This is a genomic window from Leisingera coralii (assembly GCF_049056525.1).
GTDB classification, from domain to species: Bacteria; Pseudomonadota; Alphaproteobacteria; order Rhodobacterales; family Rhodobacteraceae; genus Leisingera; species Leisingera coralii.
The window spans coordinates 30528-48118 of record NZ_JBHUPT010000046.1 but is presented as its reverse complement, the minus strand read 5'-3'; the positions used below and the strand labels follow the sequence as shown (position 1 = coordinate 48118).

Genomic DNA, 17591 nt, shown 5'->3' with positions numbered 1-17591 from the left:
GGCAGGCATCGCGGAAGTTTCCGATTGGCGGCCGCCGTTCCCGATGATGCAGGCAACGCTGCCGGCGTTGCCTGCGGACGGTCAAGCCGGGGGGCTTGCACACTTAGAACAGGCTGGCACCGGAGTGTTGCAAGTCCTCCCAGGTGACATTGGACAGAAGCACTGACCAGTTGCCTCCGTCCGAAACTTCCAGGCTGTCTCCCAGATCGGTGATCCGCAAGGAGTAGCGGGACGGGCCTGAGACCACAATCAAGTCCAGGCCAAGCTGGAAATCGTTGATCGTGTCCTCCCCGGTGTGATGCGTCTTGAAGAGGAAGGTATCTGCGCCCGCGCCTCCGGTCAGCAGGTCGTTGCCCGCACCGCCCTCCAGCACATCCTTGTGCGCACCGCCTTTCAGGGTGTCATTGCCCTTGCCGCCGCGCAGGTCGTCATACCCGCGGCCGCCCGCCAGCACATCGTTGCCGCCGCCGCCGGTCAGATGGTCCTTATGGGAACCGCCGAAGATGAAGTCATCGTCCAGCCCGCCATTCAGGTAGTCACGCCCGGCGCCGCCGAACAAACGGTCATCGCCTTGGTTGCCGACCAGGGTGTCATCGCCCCGGTTGCCATTCAGGGTGTCGTCGCCGCGTCCGCCTCTCAGCTCGTCATCGCCAGCGCGGCCAGCCAGCAAGTCCGCTCCGCCGCGGCCATGCATGAAGTCCCCCTTGTGGCCGCCCAAAAGCGCGTCTTCGCCGTGGGTGCCGATGGTCCTGTCCATTGCCACAAAGACATCGTCCTGAAGCAGCTTTATATCGGTGTTCCGCACGATGACGTCCGAAAGCTTGGTGTCCCACAGGTCCTTCACTTCCCAGGCGGGAATGCCGTCACGGCCCTGGCTCCATAGCGGATCGCCGTCGCGCAGGCGGGTGAATTGGTCGATCATGACGATCGAGAAGGTCTCGCCAAGCATCCCGTCGCCATGCGGGTCCTCGGCCAGGCCGCCAATCCAGGCATCCACGAGATCGGTATCGCCGTAGGCCTCCTTAAGCTTGTCCGCCAGCGCCTTGTCCGAGGTGATATCGGAGAATTTTTCGGCCCGTGCCATGCCCAGGGCTTCGCGCAGATCATTGTAGCTGGCAACGCCCATGTCGCGGCCGCGCTGGATGTTCAGCGCCGCCAGATCAAGCCCGCCGGCGCCTGGCGGTCCGAACAGGAAGGAGCGGACGTCTTCTACAACCTTGGTGTCGATGGCATCTGAGGTTTGGGTGGCTGCGCCGCGCAGAACGTTCTCGATCATGTTCTGCTGGCTGACAAGGTGCGGCTGGAAGAAGGCATCGCGCAGGGCCAGCGGGTCCAGCTCAGTTCCGTTCTCTTTCACCCGGGCCAGGTTGGCCGACAGCAGCGTATGCCCCAGCCGGTAGACCGCCGTGGAAAATTCGATCGCAATGCCGGGGTTCACCTCCGGGTCATAACCCTGGTAGCTGCTGAAGGCATGGTCTCCGAGCAGGACCGGCAGAAATTCCTTGAAAGTGATGGCCTGGACCAGTGCCTCGACCCGGGCGCGGGCCGCTTCGAACAGCTGATCATCCGTCAGCGCAGGATCCCTGGCTGCCAGTTCATCTACCAGCCGGTTATGCTCGCGGGTGAACAGCGTGTGCATTGAAGTCAAAGCGACGTTTTCGGCAGCGCGGACATCGCCGGTCAGGAAACCGTCTCCATCACGTTGCAGGAAATCATCCTCTGTCATCTTCAGTTTGCCGCCATCGCCGCGTATGGCGCCGACCATCTCCTCAGTCGAGCCGTAGATCATCGAGGCGTCGATATAGGCAGTGATCTCGTTGTGGTATCCGTCGTCGTGATGTTCCACCCGGGTGAAGGGAATGACTGCCTGGCCGGCTCCGAAGGGGTCGAAAAACGGATCACCTGCCGGGACTTCAATGTCTGCCTTGATTTCGCTTTCAGCGCCGGACAGCGACAGATCGTGATCCAGGAACTGCCCCCAGATCCACAGGAAATCAGACGCGTCCCCGGCGGCATGTGTGGTGCCATGCTGAACCGACAGGATGTTTGAAATCTCTCGCGGGTTGGGCCAATCGCCTCCGGCCATCTCGCCGTTCGGCCCCAGACCGCTTGGCGCCATATACAACAGCGCTGTATTTGTTGCGCCCCAATCCGGATGATCTGGATTTGCAGAAGTGCCATCAGCGGGCCGAGTGGCCCCAATCTGTAAATTGGACATGTGATCCCCCAATCACTCATTACTTTCAAAAAAATGCCAATGCTCGCGGCTCGCAGGCCCCCTTGCGAGTTGCGGCGGCAAACGCCTGCAGGTTCCCGGAAATTCAACCCCGCCGGGACTCAGGCAGGTTATTATGGTATCACGTTTTCTTGTCGAATTGTGTTTTTTCGTGAAATTTATGGCGGGTCAGGGCTGTCCAAGCTCTGGCAATTCGCCCGGTGAGGGCGTGTTTTTTCAGGCTCGTCTGGCCTGTGGCGAAGCGCTTCCGGGTTCCTGAGCTCCCGTCCATTTGGCAATCTGATCAAGCAGTTGTGCCTTACGAACGGGCTTCGACAGAAACCCCACCATGCCGGCCCTGCGGCACGCTGCCTCATCGGTGCTCAGCACATTGGCGGTCAGTGCCAGAATCGGGCAGGGCGCGCGGCCGTTTTCCTTCTCCCACGCCCTGAGGCGGCGGGTTGCTTCGAGCCCGTCCATCACCGGCATTGACATATCCATAAGCACCAGGTCGAACGGCTGCGCGGCAAAGGTCTCGACCGCTTCCTGGCCGTTGCTGCAAATGGTCATCTGGATTCCGGAAGGGCCAAGCATCTTTTGCAAAACCAGCTGGTTGGTGCGGTTGTCCTCCGCCACCAGCAGCCGCAGACGGCTGAGCCCGGCGGCTGTCTGTCCGGCCGCGTCAGATCGCGCTGCCGGGACGACGGGTGCGGCACCGGGGTGCAACGCCTCCTGCAGGGTCTGCAGCAGCACCCTGTTGCGGGCAGGTTTCATCAGCACGTGCAAGGTCTTGCACTGCTTGAGCGCCTGGTAGCTGGAGATCAGCTGGCTGCCGACGCAGAACACCACCGGCAGCTCCCGGCAGCCGGGCAGGCTGTGCAACCGCTGGCACAGGTTTCTGGCTTGCTCCAGCGGCACGCTGTTTTCCACCAGCACCAGATCCGGCTGCAATTGCCGGGCGGCCAGCGCTTCCACCTGCTCCAGCAGTTCCGCCGGATCGGGCGGGACCATTGTTTCGGCCCCCCAGTACGCCAGCTGGCGCAGCCGCACATCGCGGGAAAACGGCAGATCGGCAACCACGGCCACCCGCTTGCCGGCCAGCGGCCTGGCCGGGGCCGGGGCCGGTGCAGCAACCGGCAGGCTCAGGCAGACCGTGAAACAGGAGCCCTTACCAGCCTCCGAGACCACGTCGATGCGCCCGCCCATGGCTTGAGCGAGGCGCGAGGAGATGGCCAGGCCCAGGCCGGTTCCCTCAAACCGCCGGGCAGTGGTGCTCTCCACCTGTTCGAAGGCGTGGAAGATCTGGCCGATGCTGTCCTCGGGAATGCCGACACCCGTGTCGCGGACGTCGATGCACAGCGGAATGGCGTGGCCGGGGTCGTGGTTGAGGGTGATGCTGATATGGCCTTCGAGGGTAAATTTGACGGCGTTGCCCACCAGGTTCATCAGGATCTGCCGCACCCGGCCGCTGTCGCCGGTGAAAACGGCGGGCGTGTGCTCGGGGATGTCGATGCAGATCTCGACCCCCTTGGCGGTGGCGCTGGGCGACATCAGCGTGGCCACATCATAGATCACGTCGCGCAGGTTGAACGGCTGCTGCAGCATCTGCGCCTTGCCGGCTTCCAGCTTGGAAAAATCGAGAATGTCGTTGACGATGCGCAGCAACGCTTCGGAGGAGGCCAGGATGGTGCCGGTACAGTTTTTCTGTTCCGGGGTGAGCGAGGTCTCGTTCAGCACTTCCGCCATCCCCAGAACGCCGTTGATCGGGGTGCGGATTTCATGGCTCATGGTTGCAAGGAAACGGGATTTGGTCTCGGTCGCGGCTTCCGCGCGGGCCTTTTCCTGCTGTAGGCGCTCGGCAATCCGCTTTTTCTCCTGCAGGCTCGAGTCCAGCGTGTCGAGCGCTGCGAACACGGCGCCGATCTCGTCTTCGGCTTTCGGCGGACCGGATTTTTCGCCGCTGGCCAGCCGCTGCAGCTTGGCGGCAGCGGATTGGATCGCTGCTGAGATGGCGTGGGCCTTGCGCATCGAAAAGATCAGTGCCGCGGCCATGATCAGCGCGGTTCCTGTGAGCCCAAGCACAAAGATCCGGGAGAGCGCCTGGTTGGCCGCCGCGACGGTCAGCTCCGCATGTGTTGCCGCAAGGCTTGTAACCATTGCAGCCTGCCGGGTGACGGCCTCGCTGCTCATCATCAGCGCGCTGAGGGTGGGGATCTCCTGGGCTGGCTTGATGCTGAGAAGCACGACCGCCATCACGCACCATTCGGCCAGCGCGTGGTTCAGCGCTTCGGCCTCGGCCCTGAGCGGCGCCGGCAGGGGCAGCTGCAGCAAGGCGCCGAGATCGCGGTTGATCTCCTGAAGATACCCCTGAAATTTGCGGGCAACCTCCTCCTGCGGGATCAGCCGGGTCATGGCCAGCACGTCCTGGGCATAGGTTTGGGCGGCCGTGATCCCCGTGCTGACACTGCTGGAACGGCGGGTGACTTCCAGCGAGGCCTCCATCACGGCGTCCTTACGGCTGGAGGCATAGACCGCCATGCCACCGATCAGCAGCACCGCAAACAGCGCGGCCACCGTGATGACGAGAACCGGCAGGACAATGGATCGCTTGATGATCATGAAAGAATGCCTTCAGCCGCGCGCATCAATTGGCCGGCAGGATCGGGGTTGGCACATTGGTTTCATTGTCCGTCAGAGTCTCGAGAAAGGCGATGAGGTCTGCAATATCGCCTTCGCTGGCCGCAAAACCCTCTATGTCAATTTGACGCGTGACGCCGGATGCCCCGCCATTGGCATAATGGCGGATGACCTCAGGCAGGGACGGCAGCGAGCCGTCGTGCATGTAGGGCGCCCGCAGGGCGATGTTGCGCAGCCCCGGTGTCTTGAAGCGGAAGTACCGCGCCGTGTCCTGCGGTGCCAGACCGCCGCTGCCCAGGTCGGTGGTGTGCAGTCCGATATCATGCATATTATTGTCGGTGAACATCCAGCCGGAATGGCAGGACGCGCAATTTGCCCGCCCGGTGAACAGTGCAAAGCCGCGCTTGGCGGCCTCCGGCACCGCATTTGCATCGCCGCCGACCCAGCGGTCAAATCCGGCAACCCCGCTGACTATGGTTCGCTGATAGGTGGCCAGCGCGGCGAGGATGGTCTCCTTGCGGATGCCCTGGCCGGGAAACAGCCGTTCAAACCAGGCCTTGTACTCAGTCACCGCTGTCAGGCGGATGATAATGTCCTCAAAACTCGCGTTCATTTCATCCGGTGCGGTGATTGGCCCGACTGCCTGCTCCTCCAGGCTGGCCGCGCGGCCGTCCCAGAACAGCGGCGTGATCCAGGCCACATTCAGGATCGTCGGCGCGTGGCGGTGCACGGGTTTGTCAGCGGCACCGATTGCCTTGGGCACCGGGGTCTCCCATCCGAAAGAGGGGTTGTGGCAGCTGGAGCAGCTGATGTTCTGTGCGCCGGATAGGCGCGGGTCGAAAAACAGCATCTTGCCTAGGGTGGCGATCCCGCGGTCATACGGCGCGTTTTCCGGGAACGGCACGGTATCGGGGCGCCGGAACGCATCGAGCCCGGCGGGTTGCGCCAGGCTCTGGACGGCCCAAAAAAGCAGTGGCACCACAGCGGCGGCAGCAGCTTTCCACTGCATTCAGGACCTCCTCTTGCAATCCCAATCTACCTACCCGGAATAGCAGCCCCTGAGAAGGCTGTTAATTGCACATTTCCTATGCATGTTTTGTTGCGTCAGGGGAGGTCCGCTCCCGCCCGGCTTGCTGCTTTCCAGAGACTTTCTTGGGGCCGATGCGCGGTGTGACCAGCCAGGGGCCGGTTTTAAAGAGCATCAGCGCAAACGCTGCGGTCCAAAGCACCGCAGAGGCGGTGATCCCGTCCCAGCCGGCCGCGAGTTCTGCAACGCCCGCAAGGCGCAGGGCAGCGGCGCCCAGCAGCAGCATGAAAGCGGCGGTCAGGGCGGGGCCTGCTACCAGCGGGCGGCCGCTGTGGCCCATGGTGGCGCGCATCATCACCGCCAGTGTCATGCCGCCGATGGCGCCGATGCCCAGGATGTGCGCGGCGGCCGCCGGATCCAGCAGGCCAAAGGGCACGCCGCCTGCCGCGATTAGCCCCGCGGGCACCAGCGCATAAGCCAGGTGCAGCATGAGCAGCAGCGGCTCCGGCAGGGTCGCAAGGCCGCGCCAGCGCGCCAGCCGCACCGCGTGCAGAAGCCCGGCTGTCAGCAGCAGCGCACCGCTGACAAATGCCCAGGGCGCCGCGGTCCAGGCCAGCAGCGCCGCGGCGCCAAAGACCAGCGTCACCGCGTCAAACTTGCCGAAGGGTGCCGGCATTTTTTCAGCGCCCTGTTTGGCCAGCCAATTGCGGGTAAAGCTGGGGATGATCCGCCCGCCGATCAGCATGATCAGGAAGATCAGCACCGCGATCCCCAGACGGCGCGATACATCCGCTGCGCCCCCGGTCATCGCCTCGATGTGATAGCAGGCATTGGCAATACCCAGCAGGGTGACCGGCACCAGCACCTTGAGGTTGCGCCAGTTCTCGCCCGCGATGATCTCACGTGCGATCATGGCAATGACGGCGGCCAGAAAGCCGCAGTCTACCGCCATCACCCCCAGCGCGGGCAGCCCCAGCCAGCCCGCCGCCGCCAGCCGCCCCAGAAGCCACAGGCCCGACAGCAGCGCCAGCGGCCAGCCGCGGGCAGGCATCCGCCCGGTCCAGTTCGGCACCGCGGTGAACAGGAAGCCTGCCACCACCGCCGCGCCATAGCCAAAGATCATCTCGTGAATGTGCCAGTCCGTAGCCAGGAACGGCCCGCTGTACTCCAGATCGCCGCGCCATATCAGCAGCCAGGCGGGGATGGCCAGCAAGGCAAACAGACTGGCGCCCAGGAAGAACGGCCTGAAGCCGAAGGAAAACAGAACAGGTCCAGTGTAGTCGGTTCGCGCAGCCATCACGGCCTCCTTGCGCCCGGTCAAAGAAAGACGGGCGGCACTGGTCAGGTGCCGCCCGCCGGTCCGGCGCAAGGGACGCAATCTTTTGCCGGACCCCGTGGATCAGCGCCGGCGGGCAGGGAGGAGGGAGGCTCCCCCAAATTCCGGATTCCCGTTTTTTCCCGCACGGTTGTTTCCTCTGCCGCCACTATGCGATAACGGCGGGGTCATCTCTTTGTCCTTCAGCAAACTTGCGGTGCATTCTTGTCTAAGCTCGACGAAAGCCTCCTGACCGGGCTGCCGCCCTTCAGCCTCTTGGAGCGCAGCCAGATCCGCGAAATCCTCGATCAGGCATCACCGAAGCGCTATGACGAGGGGGCGGAGATCTTCCACGAAGGCCACGACGCCGAGCGCTTCCACCTGCTGCTGGACGGTTACATCCGGGTGGTGAAGACCACCGAGGGCGGCGAGCAGATCATCGCGCTGCATATTTCGCCGGGCCAGCTGTTCGGCATCGCGCCGGCGCTGAACCGCGACACCTATCCGGCCACCGCCATCGCGGCCTCGGAATCGCTGGCACTGTCCTGGCCGGTGCGGCTGTGGGGGGAGTTCACAGCTAAGTACCAGGGCTTCGCCACCGAGAGCTACAACACCCTGGGCCAGCGGCTGGGGGAGATGCAGACCCGGATCACCGAACTGGCCACCCAAGCGGTGGAGCAGCGTGTGGCGGCAGCGCTCCTGCGGATGGTGACACAATCGGGCCGCAAGGTGGAGGAGGGGATCGAGATCGCCTTCCCGGTGACCCGCCGCAATATCTCCGAGATGACCGGCACCACGCTGCACACCGTCAGCCGCCTGCTGTCGGCCTGGGAGAAGGACGGCATCGTGCACTCCACCCGCAAGCACATCGTGGTGACTGATCCGCACCGGCTGGTGGTTCTGAGCGGGGCTCAGGGGTAGCTTACCACCGTTAGACGAGACTTTGTGCAGCGCGGGAGTTGGCGTTGCCCTGGCGCAAGACTATCTGTGGGTCTGATTTTGTCAGATCAGGATTGCGCGGCATGTCATCTCCCGAACCCGGCAGCAAGAAACTCCTGGAAAGCCGGTCGCTTGCAGTGGCCATGTGGGGCAACCTTTTCATGGCAGCGGCGGGTCTGGCCGCCGGCGTTCTGTCGAACTCCAACGCTATCATGATGGACGGCTTGTTCTCCCTGATCGGGTTCGGCTCGGCGCTGCTTGGGCGGCGCATCAGCCTGCGGGTCGATGCGGGCCCCGACAAGACGCGGCCGTTCGGATACGCCGCGGACGAGGCGATCTTTTCCACCTTCCGGTCGCTGTCGCTTCTTGGGCTGGTGCTGTTTGCCATCACCAATGCGCTCAAGAGCATCTACAATTATCTCAACGGCTTGGTGCCCGAGCCGCTGAATTTCGCACCGATGATCATCTACTTCGCGGTGATCGGGCTGACTTGCACAATCCTGTGGGCGTTTCATCACTTCACCTGGCGCCGCACGGGCAAGACCAGCGCAATCCTGCGGCTGGAGGCGAAAGCAGCGCTGTTCGACGGGCTGATCACAGCTGCCGCCGGCGTTGGTCTGGGGGCGATTTACCTCTTCCAGGATGGCCCGCTGGCACCGGTTGCACCTGTCGGCGATTCCGCCATCGTCTTGCTGCTGTGCCTGATGGCCATCGGATCCTATGTCCGCGAATTCCGTGGCGGGCTGAAAGAGCTTGCCGGCGTAAGTGCCAGCCCCGGGCATCTCGCCACCGCACGGCGGGCTTTGCGAGACGCTATTGCAGACGACGGCGGGACTTTGCAGGACATGTCCGTCACCAAGCTGGGCCGCACGCTTCTGGTGACCGTCTACTACGATCCCGGACGCAGCGTGACCGCGGCGGAGGCAGACAGCCTGAACCTGCGCATGATCCGGGACGCGCGGTCAGCGCTGAATGGTGCCGATGTGCTCTTGATCATCACCGAACATCCACGGCGCTGGCCGGAGGCCCTGAACCCCTTCTGAAAAGAACCCGGCCAATGCAGGTCAGGCCATCGCAGCATCCCTTAAGTTCTCCCTAAACGCCATCTCCTCCAGCCCGTATTCCTCGCAGGCGTCGATCAGCGTGTGGAACGGTGCGATCGGGCAGCCGGGGCAGAGCATCTGGCGGTTCATGAACTCGCCCGCGCAGGCGGGCCAGTGGTGGAACAGCTCGGAGAGCGGCAGGTCGGGGTCGTCGAAATCGGGGCGGCGCATGGGGCATCCTCCTTTTCCTGCATCTTGCGTGCAGCAATGCGCCCGGTCTTTGCGCTTCAACAACATATGCGGCGGTGCGCGGGTTTAGGCAGGTCCTATCCGCAACTGTACTCAGGACCGCGATATGTCAGAGATACTTACCAAGTCGCGGGCCAGGAACGTGTTCTACGGGGGCTCCTTGTTCTTCGTCGTCGTGTTCGTGGCCATGACCGCGCACAGCCACCGCTATATCACCCAAACATCCACCGCTGGCATGGAGCTGACCGACGAGGTGCGCCAGGGCAAGCATGTGTGGGAGCGCCACTCCTGCATCAACTGCCACACGCTGCACGGCGAGGGTGCCTATTTCGCCCCCGAAGTGGGCAACGTCATGACCCGCTGGGGCGTGCTGGACGACCCGGAAGGCGCCTATGAGATGCTCGACGGCTGGATGAAATCGCAGCCCTCCGGCGTCGAGGGCCGCCGCCAGATGCCGTTCTTCGACCTGACGGAAGAAGAGACCAAGGCCTTGTCCGAATTCCTGCGCTGGGCGGATCAGACCGATACCCAGAACTGGCCGCCGAACGACGCAGGCTGAGGGAGAGAAACAATGAAATATCAATCTCAAAAAGTGGCCTATGCCTATTTCATGGTGGCGATGGCCCTGTTTGCCATTCAGGTCCTCGGCGGGCTGCTGGCCGGCTGGATCTATGTCTGGCCCAACACGCTGAGCGAGCTGCTGCCGTTCAACATCGTGCGGATGCTGCACACCAACGCGCTGGTGGTCTGGCTGCTGCTGGGCTTCTTCGGCGCCGCCTATTACCTGATCCCCGAGGAATCCGAGCGGGAAATCTTCTCGGTCAAGCTCGCCTATATCCAGCTGGCCATTCTGGTCGTCGGCACCCTGGGCGCCGTGGTCTCCTACCTGGCCGGCATCCACGGCGGGCGGGAGTTCCTGGAACAGCCCCTGTGGGTCAAGTTCGGCATCCTGGTCGCGGCGGTGATCTTCCTCGTGAACATCTCGCTGACCGTGCTGGCGGGCCGCAAGACCGCGATCACCAACATCCTGCTGATGGGCCTGTGGCTGCTGTCGCTCTTGTGGATCTTTGCCTTCATCAACCCGGACAACCTGTCCCTCGACAAGATGTACTGGTGGTTCGTTGTCCACCTGTGGGTGGAAGCCACCTGGGAACTGGTGATGGCCGCGATCCTTGGCTACCTGATGCTGAAGCTGACCGGCGTTGACCGCGAGGTGGTGGAGAAATGGCTCTATGTCATCGTGGCGCTGGCGCTGTTCTCCGGCATCCTCGGCACTGGGCACCACTTCTTCTGGATCGGCACCCCGGGCTACTGGCAGTGGATCGGATCGATCTTCTCGACCCTGGAAGTGATCCCGTTCTTCGCAATGATGAGCTTTGCCTTCATCATGGTCTGGAAGGGCCGCAAGAACCACCCGAACAAGGCCGCGCTGCTGTGGTCGCTGGGCGCCTCCACTGTGGCCTTCTTCGGCGCCGGCGTCTGGGGCTTCCTGCACACGCTGCACGGGGTGAACTACTATACCCACGGCACCCAGATCACCGCCGCCCACGGGCACCTGGCCTTCTACGGCGCCTATGTGGCGATGAACCTGGCGATGTTCACCTATGCGATGCCGCAGCTTCGCAACCGCGACCCCTATAACCAGGTGCTGAACATGGCGTCCTTCTGGCTGATGACCGGCGGCATGGCCTTCATGACCTTCGTGCTGACCTTTGCCGGCACCATCCAGACCCATATGCAGCGCATCATCGGCGACTACTACATGGATGTGCAGGACCAGCTTGGCATCTTCTACCTGATGCGTCTCGGCTCCGGCGTGGCAGTGGTCCTGGGCGCGCTGCTGTTCATCTATGCAACCGTCGTGGTCCGCCGCGAAATCATCAAACCCGGCCCCGCGGCCGTACCGGGAGAGTAAGCCATGAACGCGATGAACACGCCTTCCGTGCCCTTCTACCGTCCCGCAGGCGATGAATGCACCGTCTTCGAGATGGCCCAAGCCAACGGTCTGCCCCTTCTTCTGAAGGGGCCCACCGGCTGCGGCAAGACGCGGTTCGTGGAACATATGGCTGCCCGGCTCGGGCTGCCCCTCCACACCGTTGCCTGCCATGACGACCTGTCGGCCGCCGACCTGATCGGGCGCTATCTGCTGAAAGGCGGAGAAACCGTCTGGGTCGACGGCCCGCTGACCCGCGCAGTGCGCGAAGGCGGCATCTGCTACCTGGATGAAGTGGTCGAGGCCCGCAAGGACGTGGCGGTGGTGCTGCACCCGCTGACCGACGACCGCCGCCGCCTGGTCATTGACCGCACCGGCGAGGAGCTGGCCGCGCCCAAGCCCTTCATGCTGGTCGCCAGCTACAATCCCGGCTACCAGAACATCCTGAAAAAGCTGAAGCCCTCGACCCGGCAGCGCTTTCTGTCGATCGGTTTCGACTTCCCGGAAGCCTCCGCCGAAACCGCGGTGGTTGCCTCTGAGAGCGGGCTGGATGAGGACCGCTCCGCCGCGCTGGTGCGGCTGGCGGGCCATATCCGCAAGCTTTCGGGCATGGACTTGGAGGAAGGGGTTTCTACCCGTCTGCTGATCTACGCAGCCACGCTGATTGCCAAAGGCATGGGTGTGGAGCGCGCGGTGGAGGCCGCCATCATCGAACCCCTTAGCGACGAGGCTGACGTGCAGCAGGCGCTGCGCGACCTTGCCGCCAGCGTTTACGGGTGATGCTATGATCCACGCTCTCGACCTTCTGGAACCCGAAGAAACGGTTGGCAACCTGTGGCACGGAATGGCCACACGGATCGGCGCCGAAGCAGATGGGGCCGAACACACCGTCCGGTTCGAGGACATGCGCGCCAGCGTGGCGGCCTTGTTCCGGGCGCTGGGCGGGGCCGGGGGCGTGGAAATCCAGGTGGCACCCGCGGTGCTGTCGGACCACCGCCCGGACCGGCTGCGCCGCATCGGCACGCCGCGCGAGATGGCGCATATGGCCAGTTTCGATGGCGAGCGCCTGCGCCTGCCGCCGGAAATGGCTGCCTTCCCGAGCCCCGAGCTGAATCGCAAGGCGTACCTGTGGCTGGCCGCAATGGCCGCCTCAATCGAATTGCCGGAACGCAACGAAGACCGTTATCAGGCCGACCAGTTGGAGATCGCCGCCAATGCCCGCGCCGCGGACAAGGTGTTTGCTGCCTGTCCGGGGCTGCGGTCTGCCTATGGCGCGTTCTGTGCCCATATCGCCGGGACCCGCAAGCGCAATGGCCTGCCGCGGTTCGAAGCGCGGATCGAACGGATGGTGCTGGATCAGATCGGCACCGACTGCCGCATCGCCGAACCCTGTGCCTGCACCGCGCCGCGCGGCTACCGGACCTATCAGCCGGTGCCGTTCTGGCTGCGCTTGGCGGTTCCGCAGGCGGGCAGGGGGGCAGCCCCCGAGGCGGAGGAGATGAAAACCCCGGGCCTCGCCGTCTCCACCCGGAAGACGGCCAAGCGGCAGGATCAGGACCAGACGATCCGCAAGGACAGCTTCATCGTTCACCGGTTCGAATCCATCCTGTCCTGGGCCGAAAGCCTGAACATCAACCGCATGGTCGATGACGACGACAACGAGAATGCTCAGAAAGCGGCGGAGGACCAGGACAACCTGACCCTCTCGCAGCATATGAAACGAGCGGCGTCGCGGCTGCGGATCTCGCTGGACCTGTCGCCGCAGGATGCCGAGCACGAGCGGCTGGCGGGGCAGTTCACTTATCCCGAATGGAACCACCGGCTGGGCAAGCACATGCCCGCCCATACTTGCGTGCTGGAAGCCGAAGGCAAACCCGCCGGCAGCTTCCAGCCCGATCCGCGGCTGGTCGCCCGGGTGCGCCGCCAGTTTGCGCCGCTGCATCCGCGCCGGGTGATGCTGCCCCGGCAGCTGGACGGCGATGAGCTGGATCTGGAAGCGGTGGTGAAATCCCACGTTGACCTGGCCTGCGGCCAGCAGGGCAGCGACCGGGTCTGGCAGGCCAGCCGCCCGATGGCCCGCGACCTGAGCGTGGCGGTGCTGATGGACTGCTCCCGTTCCACCGAGGCCACGGTTGGCGACCGTCCGGTCATCGAGACCGCCCGCGAGTCCCTGGCAGCACTTGCCGGCGGTATTGCCACTGCGGGCGACCGTCTGGGCATCTGGGGCTTCTCCTCCCTGCGCCGCGACCGGGTGTTCGTGACCCGCGCCAAGGGTTTCGAGGACCCAATGTCAGAGGCGGTCACCGCCCGCATCGGCGGCTTCAAGCCCGGCCACTATACCCGGCTTGGCGCTGCAATCCGCCATGCCTCTGCCCAGCTGGCAGAGGAAGGCGCCGAACGCCGCCTGCTGCTGGTGCTGACCGATGGCAAGCCCAACGATCTGGACCACTACGAAGGCGTGCACGGCATCGAGGACAGCCGCATGGCGGTGCGTGAGGCCCGTGCCCTGGGTCAGTCGGTGCACGGTGTGGTGATCGACGCAGACGGGCAGGACTGGTTTGCCCGCATCTTCGGGCGTGCGGGCTTCACCCTGCTGCCCGACCCGGACCGGCTGCCGCGCGCGCTGCCGGAAATTTATCAATCCCTGACCATGGAGCACTGAGATGAAACGAATCCTCTCCTTCGCCCTGCTGGCTCCCTCCAGCGCCTTTGCCGCCACATTCGAACGCCCCATCCCGCAGCCGCAGACCGAAACCGCGGAGCTCTGGTTCTTGGTCGCCTCTATCGCGCTGATCGCCAGCCTGGGCCTGGTGCAATATCTGGTGAGCCGGCGATGACACCGCAGCCCTCATGGCGGTTGCTGGCTGCGCTCTACCCGTTCGGGGCGGGTGCTGCGGCGATCAACATCTTCTTTGCCTCGCTGATTGCCAGCTGGGTCGGCTGGCGGGTGCTGACCCCCTATGAATCGGTGGCCTGGGGCCTGCTGCTGGGCTTGCCCGTCACCTATGTCTTTGCCCGCCATATCGAGCGGCTGAAGCGGCAGGCGGACGGCGGCTAAGCTGTCATCCGCACATAAAGAAAGCCCTGCAAAAGCAGGGCCTTGGCGCTGTTTGAAATCAGGGGGAACAAAGTGGCAAGGCGGCTCCGGGGGTATATGGGGGGAGCCGCCTTGCCGCAGGATCAGCTGGCTGCTGCCAGCAGGCCAGCTTCCTCCGCTGCCTGCACCTCGGCCAGATCGGCTTCGCCGTCGGCGTTGGCGTCAATGGTGGCAAAAGTTTCTGCGGTCAGATCCGGATAGGCCGCCTGCAGCTCTTCCAGCGAATAGGTGCCGTTGCCATCCGTGTCAGCCTCGGTGATGGATTCCATCGCGGCCAGCGGCGAAGCGGCCAGAGCAGCAAAGGCGGCGGCGGTCAGCGCGAATTTTTTCATGTGAGACACTCCATTCGTTTGTTTGGTTTTTTTACCGGCGGCCACGGTGATCCGCGGGCCGTGACCTAGAGCTAGGCGGTGCCGGCGCCGGGTGCTATCCCCTTGCCGCTGGGCCGCAGTTTCAGGCACCCCGCCGCCGGAAAGGCGTCTTGGCCTCGGCGCTTTGCCGCCCTGAAAATTGCCTGGTCCTTTCTCCGCTCAAGCCTGGGTGCCGGTCCTGCAGAAATCTGCCTGCGCCCTGTGCCGCAGGCCAGCGTGTCTTGAAAGCCGCGCCCCGGGCGCAGTGCTGCAGCAGATTTTTGGCTGCCTGCGTGGACACGGCCTGAATGCCTTCTAGGTTGCATAGGGGTGTGTGCTGGAATGCGGCGGATGTTGTGGCTGCGAAAACTGAAATCATCACGGATCTTGCAGCCCTGGAGGTGCTGCAGCCCGCCTGGGCGGAATTGCATGCTGCCTCTGGCGGCGGGCCGTTTACCTCGATGGAGTGGATCCTGGCCTGGGCCGCTGCCTTTGGCCAGGACGCTGCGCCGCGGATCGGCTGCGTCTGGCGCGACGGCCAGTTGACGGCCGCGCTGCCGCTAGGGCTGAAGCGCGAGGCGCTGTGGCCGGGCGGCCCGCGCCTTAGCAAGCTGTCGATGCTGTGCAGCGACCGGGCGGGCTTCCACGATGTACTGGCCGCTCCGGGCCATAAGGCGGACACCGCCGCGCTGTTGGCAGAGATGCTTGCAGCACGGGATTGCGATGTCGCCGATCTCACGCCGATGCGCGCCGCCGGCGCTTTCGGGCAAATCAGCGATGTGGATGGCAGCGGCCGTTTCCGCTGCCGCCAAAGGCCGGAGATCCGGGCCGCTGTCTGCGGTCACGATGACGGGCTGGAGGCTTGCCTGGCGCGGCGCAGCAGGAAATTCCGCCAGTCGCTGCGCGCCGGTCACCGGGCGCTGGCAAAGCGGGACCACCAGATGCTGACGGCGGACCGCCCGGGCGGCGAGGCTTCCCGCATTCTGGAGGGGGCGCTGGCCCTGTCGGCCCGCAGCTGGAAGGCCCGCATGGGCACTGACATTGGCTCCAGCAGGCGCACCCGTGTCTTCTTTCAGGAGCTCTGGCGGCGGATGTCAGCCAGCGGTACCATGGTGGTGCATCTCCTGACGATCGAGGGCCGCGAGGCCGCCAGCAGCATCTGTGTCGAAGCGGGCAGCACGTCCTACGGGCTGATCCTCGATTTCGACGAAAGCTACGGCAAGATCTCCCCGGGGCGGATCATGGCCTGGCGGGGGATCGAAGGCGCCATCGAACGCGGCATGGACAGGTCCAACACCCTGCGCTCCACCCCGTTTCTGGACCGGCTGGCCGATACATTCGAAACGTTCCACCGGCTGCGCATCTGCCGCCGATACCGTCAGGCGGATCTGTGGCTGGGAGCCCAGGACCTGCTGCGGCCGGTGGGCAGAAGGGCGCGCAAGCTCAAACAGCTGCGGACCAGAAAGAGGTCGGCCTTCACCAGCTGACCGCATCACCAAAAGGAGGGACCGCACATGGCCCGCCGTTTCATCACTGGCCGGATACAGGCCCGCCTGGCCGGAGCGGCCATTCTGGTCTGGCTTGCCGCCCAGACCGCTGCGGCGGGAACGCCGCGGCTCGGGCCTGGCGATGAGGTGCATGTATCCGTGCTGAACCGCGAGGCCCTGTCGCAGACCTATAGAATCCGCCCCGATGGAACGCTGTCCATGCATGTGGCCGGCGAAGTGGCGGCGGCGGGCCAGACACTGTCCGCGCTGGAAGCCCTCTTGGAGCAACAGCTAAGCGACCGCACCGGCCTGCCGGCCTCGGTCGCGGTCAACGTCTCCCGCTGGCGGCCGGTCTATGCGCTGGGCGATGTGGTCACGCCCGGTGAGATCCCCTTCCGCGAGGGGCTGACCGTGGGGCGCATCCTGGCAGCCTCTGGCGGGCTGTACCCGCGGGAGAGCGAAACCGCCTCCAGCCAGCTGGATATCCGGATTGCCGATGAACAGGCGCAGATTGCCGTGCGCCAGACCACTTTGGTGGACCTTCACGCGCAGCGGCTGCGGCTTCTGTCCGAAAGCTCCGGTGCGGTGGCCCTGGCGCCGGATGCGGCATTCTCTGCCCTCGCCGGGCCGGAGGCCGACCGCCTGATCGCCGAGCAGATTGCAATCCTGCGCAGCCGCGCCGCCCGCGATGAGGCCCGCGCCGGATCTGCGCAGGCCCAGGCGGAACTGGCCGCGCAAGAGGCCACGGCCCTTGCCCGGCAGCAAGCAATCCTTCGGGAACAGATCGAGACCAGCGCCAAGGCGCTGCGGGATCTCGAAAAACTGCTGGAGCGCGGCCTGACCAGCACCGAACGGGTGCGCCAGCTGCGCAGCATCTATAATGACGAAAATATCGAGCTGATGCTCTCCGCCAGTTACGAGGCCCGGGCGCGGCAAACCGAACTCAGCCTGCTGGCCGCGGTTGAGGAAGCGCGCCAGAACCGGATGGAAGATATCACCGCAGAGCTGGCGGCAGTCATGTCGCGCATTCGCGCCGAGGAAGCGGAAATTGCCGCGTCCCGCGATATGATCCGGACGCTGTCCGCCGCCCTGGGTGCAGTACCCGTCACCGGGCCTTTGCTGCCGCCGGTGTTCCGCATTCGCCGCAATACGGGCAGTGGTGAGCAGATCCTTCCGGCAGCCCTGAATACCGAAGTTCTGCCTGGCGACCTGGTGGAAATCCGCCGCGGTGGGTTCGCAGTGGCTGAGCCGGGCTAGATTTCGACCCGTGTCGTCGGGGCAGACCTGGACGGGTTCAAG

At 64.5% G+C, this 17591-nt stretch carries 16 protein-coding genes; 10 read left to right on the top strand and 6 right to left on the bottom strand.

Annotated elements, in window-relative coordinates:
* Positions 1-103: 103 nt before the first annotated feature.
* The 4 genes from ACFMBG_RS15480 to ACFMBG_RS15465 form a co-directional block, all read right to left on the bottom strand.
* Complete coding sequence (locus tag ACFMBG_RS15480) at positions 104-2218, bottom strand: peroxidase family protein (protein WP_421055598.1); 2115 nt, start codon at positions 2216-2218, stop codon at positions 104-106.
* 234 nt (positions 2219-2452) lie between these two features.
* Positions 2453-4834 (bottom strand): hybrid sensor histidine kinase/response regulator, encoded by a 2382-nt coding sequence (locus ACFMBG_RS15475; RefSeq protein ID WP_421055597.1) that lies wholly within the window; start codon positions 4832-4834, stop codon positions 2453-2455.
* Positions 4835-4859: 25 nt separating this feature from the next.
* Positions 4860-5861: a cytochrome-c peroxidase gene (locus tag ACFMBG_RS15470; RefSeq protein WP_421055596.1), complete on the bottom strand. Its 1002-nt coding sequence runs from the start codon at positions 5859-5861 to the stop codon at positions 4860-4862.
* 76 nt (positions 5862-5937) lie between these two features.
* Complete coding sequence (locus ACFMBG_RS15465; protein ID WP_421055595.1) at positions 5938-7176, bottom strand: NnrS family protein; 1239 nt, start codon at positions 7174-7176, stop codon at positions 5938-5940.
* A gap of 243 nt (positions 7177-7419) precedes the next feature.
* On the opposite strand from ACFMBG_RS15465, the gene ACFMBG_RS15460 reads away from it, so the two are divergent.
* Positions 7420-8115 carry a Crp/Fnr family transcriptional regulator gene (locus ACFMBG_RS15460; protein ID WP_421055594.1) on the top strand — a complete coding sequence of 232 codons (696 nt, stop codon included), beginning with the start codon at positions 7420-7422 and terminating at the stop codon, positions 8113-8115.
* A 101-nt stretch (positions 8116-8216) separates the two neighbouring features.
* Positions 8217-9176, top strand: a complete 960-nt coding sequence (locus ACFMBG_RS15455) for a cation efflux transmembrane domain-containing protein (RefSeq protein ID WP_421055593.1) — start codon at positions 8217-8219, stop codon at positions 9174-9176.
* Positions 9177-9197: 21 nt separating this feature from the next.
* Here ACFMBG_RS15455 and ACFMBG_RS15450 read toward each other — a convergent pair whose 3' ends face one another.
* Complete coding sequence (locus ACFMBG_RS15450; RefSeq protein ID WP_421055592.1) at positions 9198-9407, bottom strand: hypothetical protein; 210 nt, start codon at positions 9405-9407, stop codon at positions 9198-9200.
* 124 nt (positions 9408-9531) lie between these two features.
* Here ACFMBG_RS15450 and ACFMBG_RS15445 point away from each other — a divergent pair, with 124 nt between their 5' ends.
* From ACFMBG_RS15445 to ACFMBG_RS15420, 6 genes are read left to right on the top strand one after another with little or no spacing between them, the layout of a single operon-like run.
* The gene (locus ACFMBG_RS15445; RefSeq protein WP_019298190.1) at positions 9532-9984 is read left to right on the top strand and encodes a c-type cytochrome; all 453 of its coding nucleotides are present in this window, start codon (positions 9532-9534) and stop codon (positions 9982-9984) included.
* Positions 9985-9996: 12 nt separating this feature from the next.
* A complete protein-coding gene (locus ACFMBG_RS15440; RefSeq protein ID WP_421055591.1) occupies positions 9997-11340 on the top strand; it encodes a cbb3-type cytochrome c oxidase subunit I in 1344 nt (447 codons plus the stop codon).
* Between the two features lie 3 nt (positions 11341-11343).
* Positions 11344-12138, top strand: coding sequence for a CbbQ/NirQ/NorQ/GpvN family protein (locus ACFMBG_RS15435; RefSeq protein WP_421055590.1), 795 nt, complete (start codon positions 11344-11346; stop codon positions 12136-12138).
* A 4-nt stretch (positions 12139-12142) separates the two neighbouring features.
* Positions 12143-14020, top strand: a complete 1878-nt coding sequence (locus tag ACFMBG_RS15430) for a nitric oxide reductase activation protein NorD (protein ID WP_421055589.1) — start codon at positions 12143-12145, stop codon at positions 14018-14020.
* 1 nt (position 14021) lies between these two features.
* Positions 14022-14195, top strand: a complete 174-nt coding sequence (locus tag ACFMBG_RS15425) for a hypothetical protein (RefSeq protein WP_421055588.1) — start codon at positions 14022-14024, stop codon at positions 14193-14195.
* Positions 14192-14416 carry an NnrT protein gene (locus ACFMBG_RS15420; RefSeq protein ID WP_421055587.1) on the top strand — a complete coding sequence of 75 codons (225 nt, stop codon included), beginning with the start codon at positions 14192-14194 and terminating at the stop codon, positions 14414-14416. Before ACFMBG_RS15425 ends, ACFMBG_RS15420 begins: the two co-directional genes overlap by 4 nt.
* Positions 14417-14538: 122 nt before the next feature.
* On the opposite strand, the gene ACFMBG_RS15415 is transcribed toward ACFMBG_RS15420, so the two are convergent.
* Entirely contained in the window at positions 14539-14787 is a 249-nt protein-coding gene (locus ACFMBG_RS15415) for an EF-hand domain-containing protein (protein WP_421055586.1), read from the bottom strand.
* A 374-nt stretch (positions 14788-15161) separates the two neighbouring features.
* Between ACFMBG_RS15415 and ACFMBG_RS15410 the strand changes: the two genes are divergently transcribed.
* Together ACFMBG_RS15410 and ACFMBG_RS15405 are read left to right on the top strand one after the other, a co-directional pair.
* Positions 15162-16292 (top strand): GNAT family N-acetyltransferase, encoded by a 1131-nt coding sequence (locus ACFMBG_RS15410; protein WP_421055585.1) that lies wholly within the window; start codon positions 15162-15164, stop codon positions 16290-16292.
* Between the two features lie 27 nt (positions 16293-16319).
* Entirely contained in the window at positions 16320-17549 is a 1230-nt protein-coding gene (locus ACFMBG_RS15405) for a polysaccharide biosynthesis/export family protein (RefSeq protein ID WP_421055584.1), read from the top strand.
* Positions 17550-17591 lie beyond the last annotated feature (42 nt).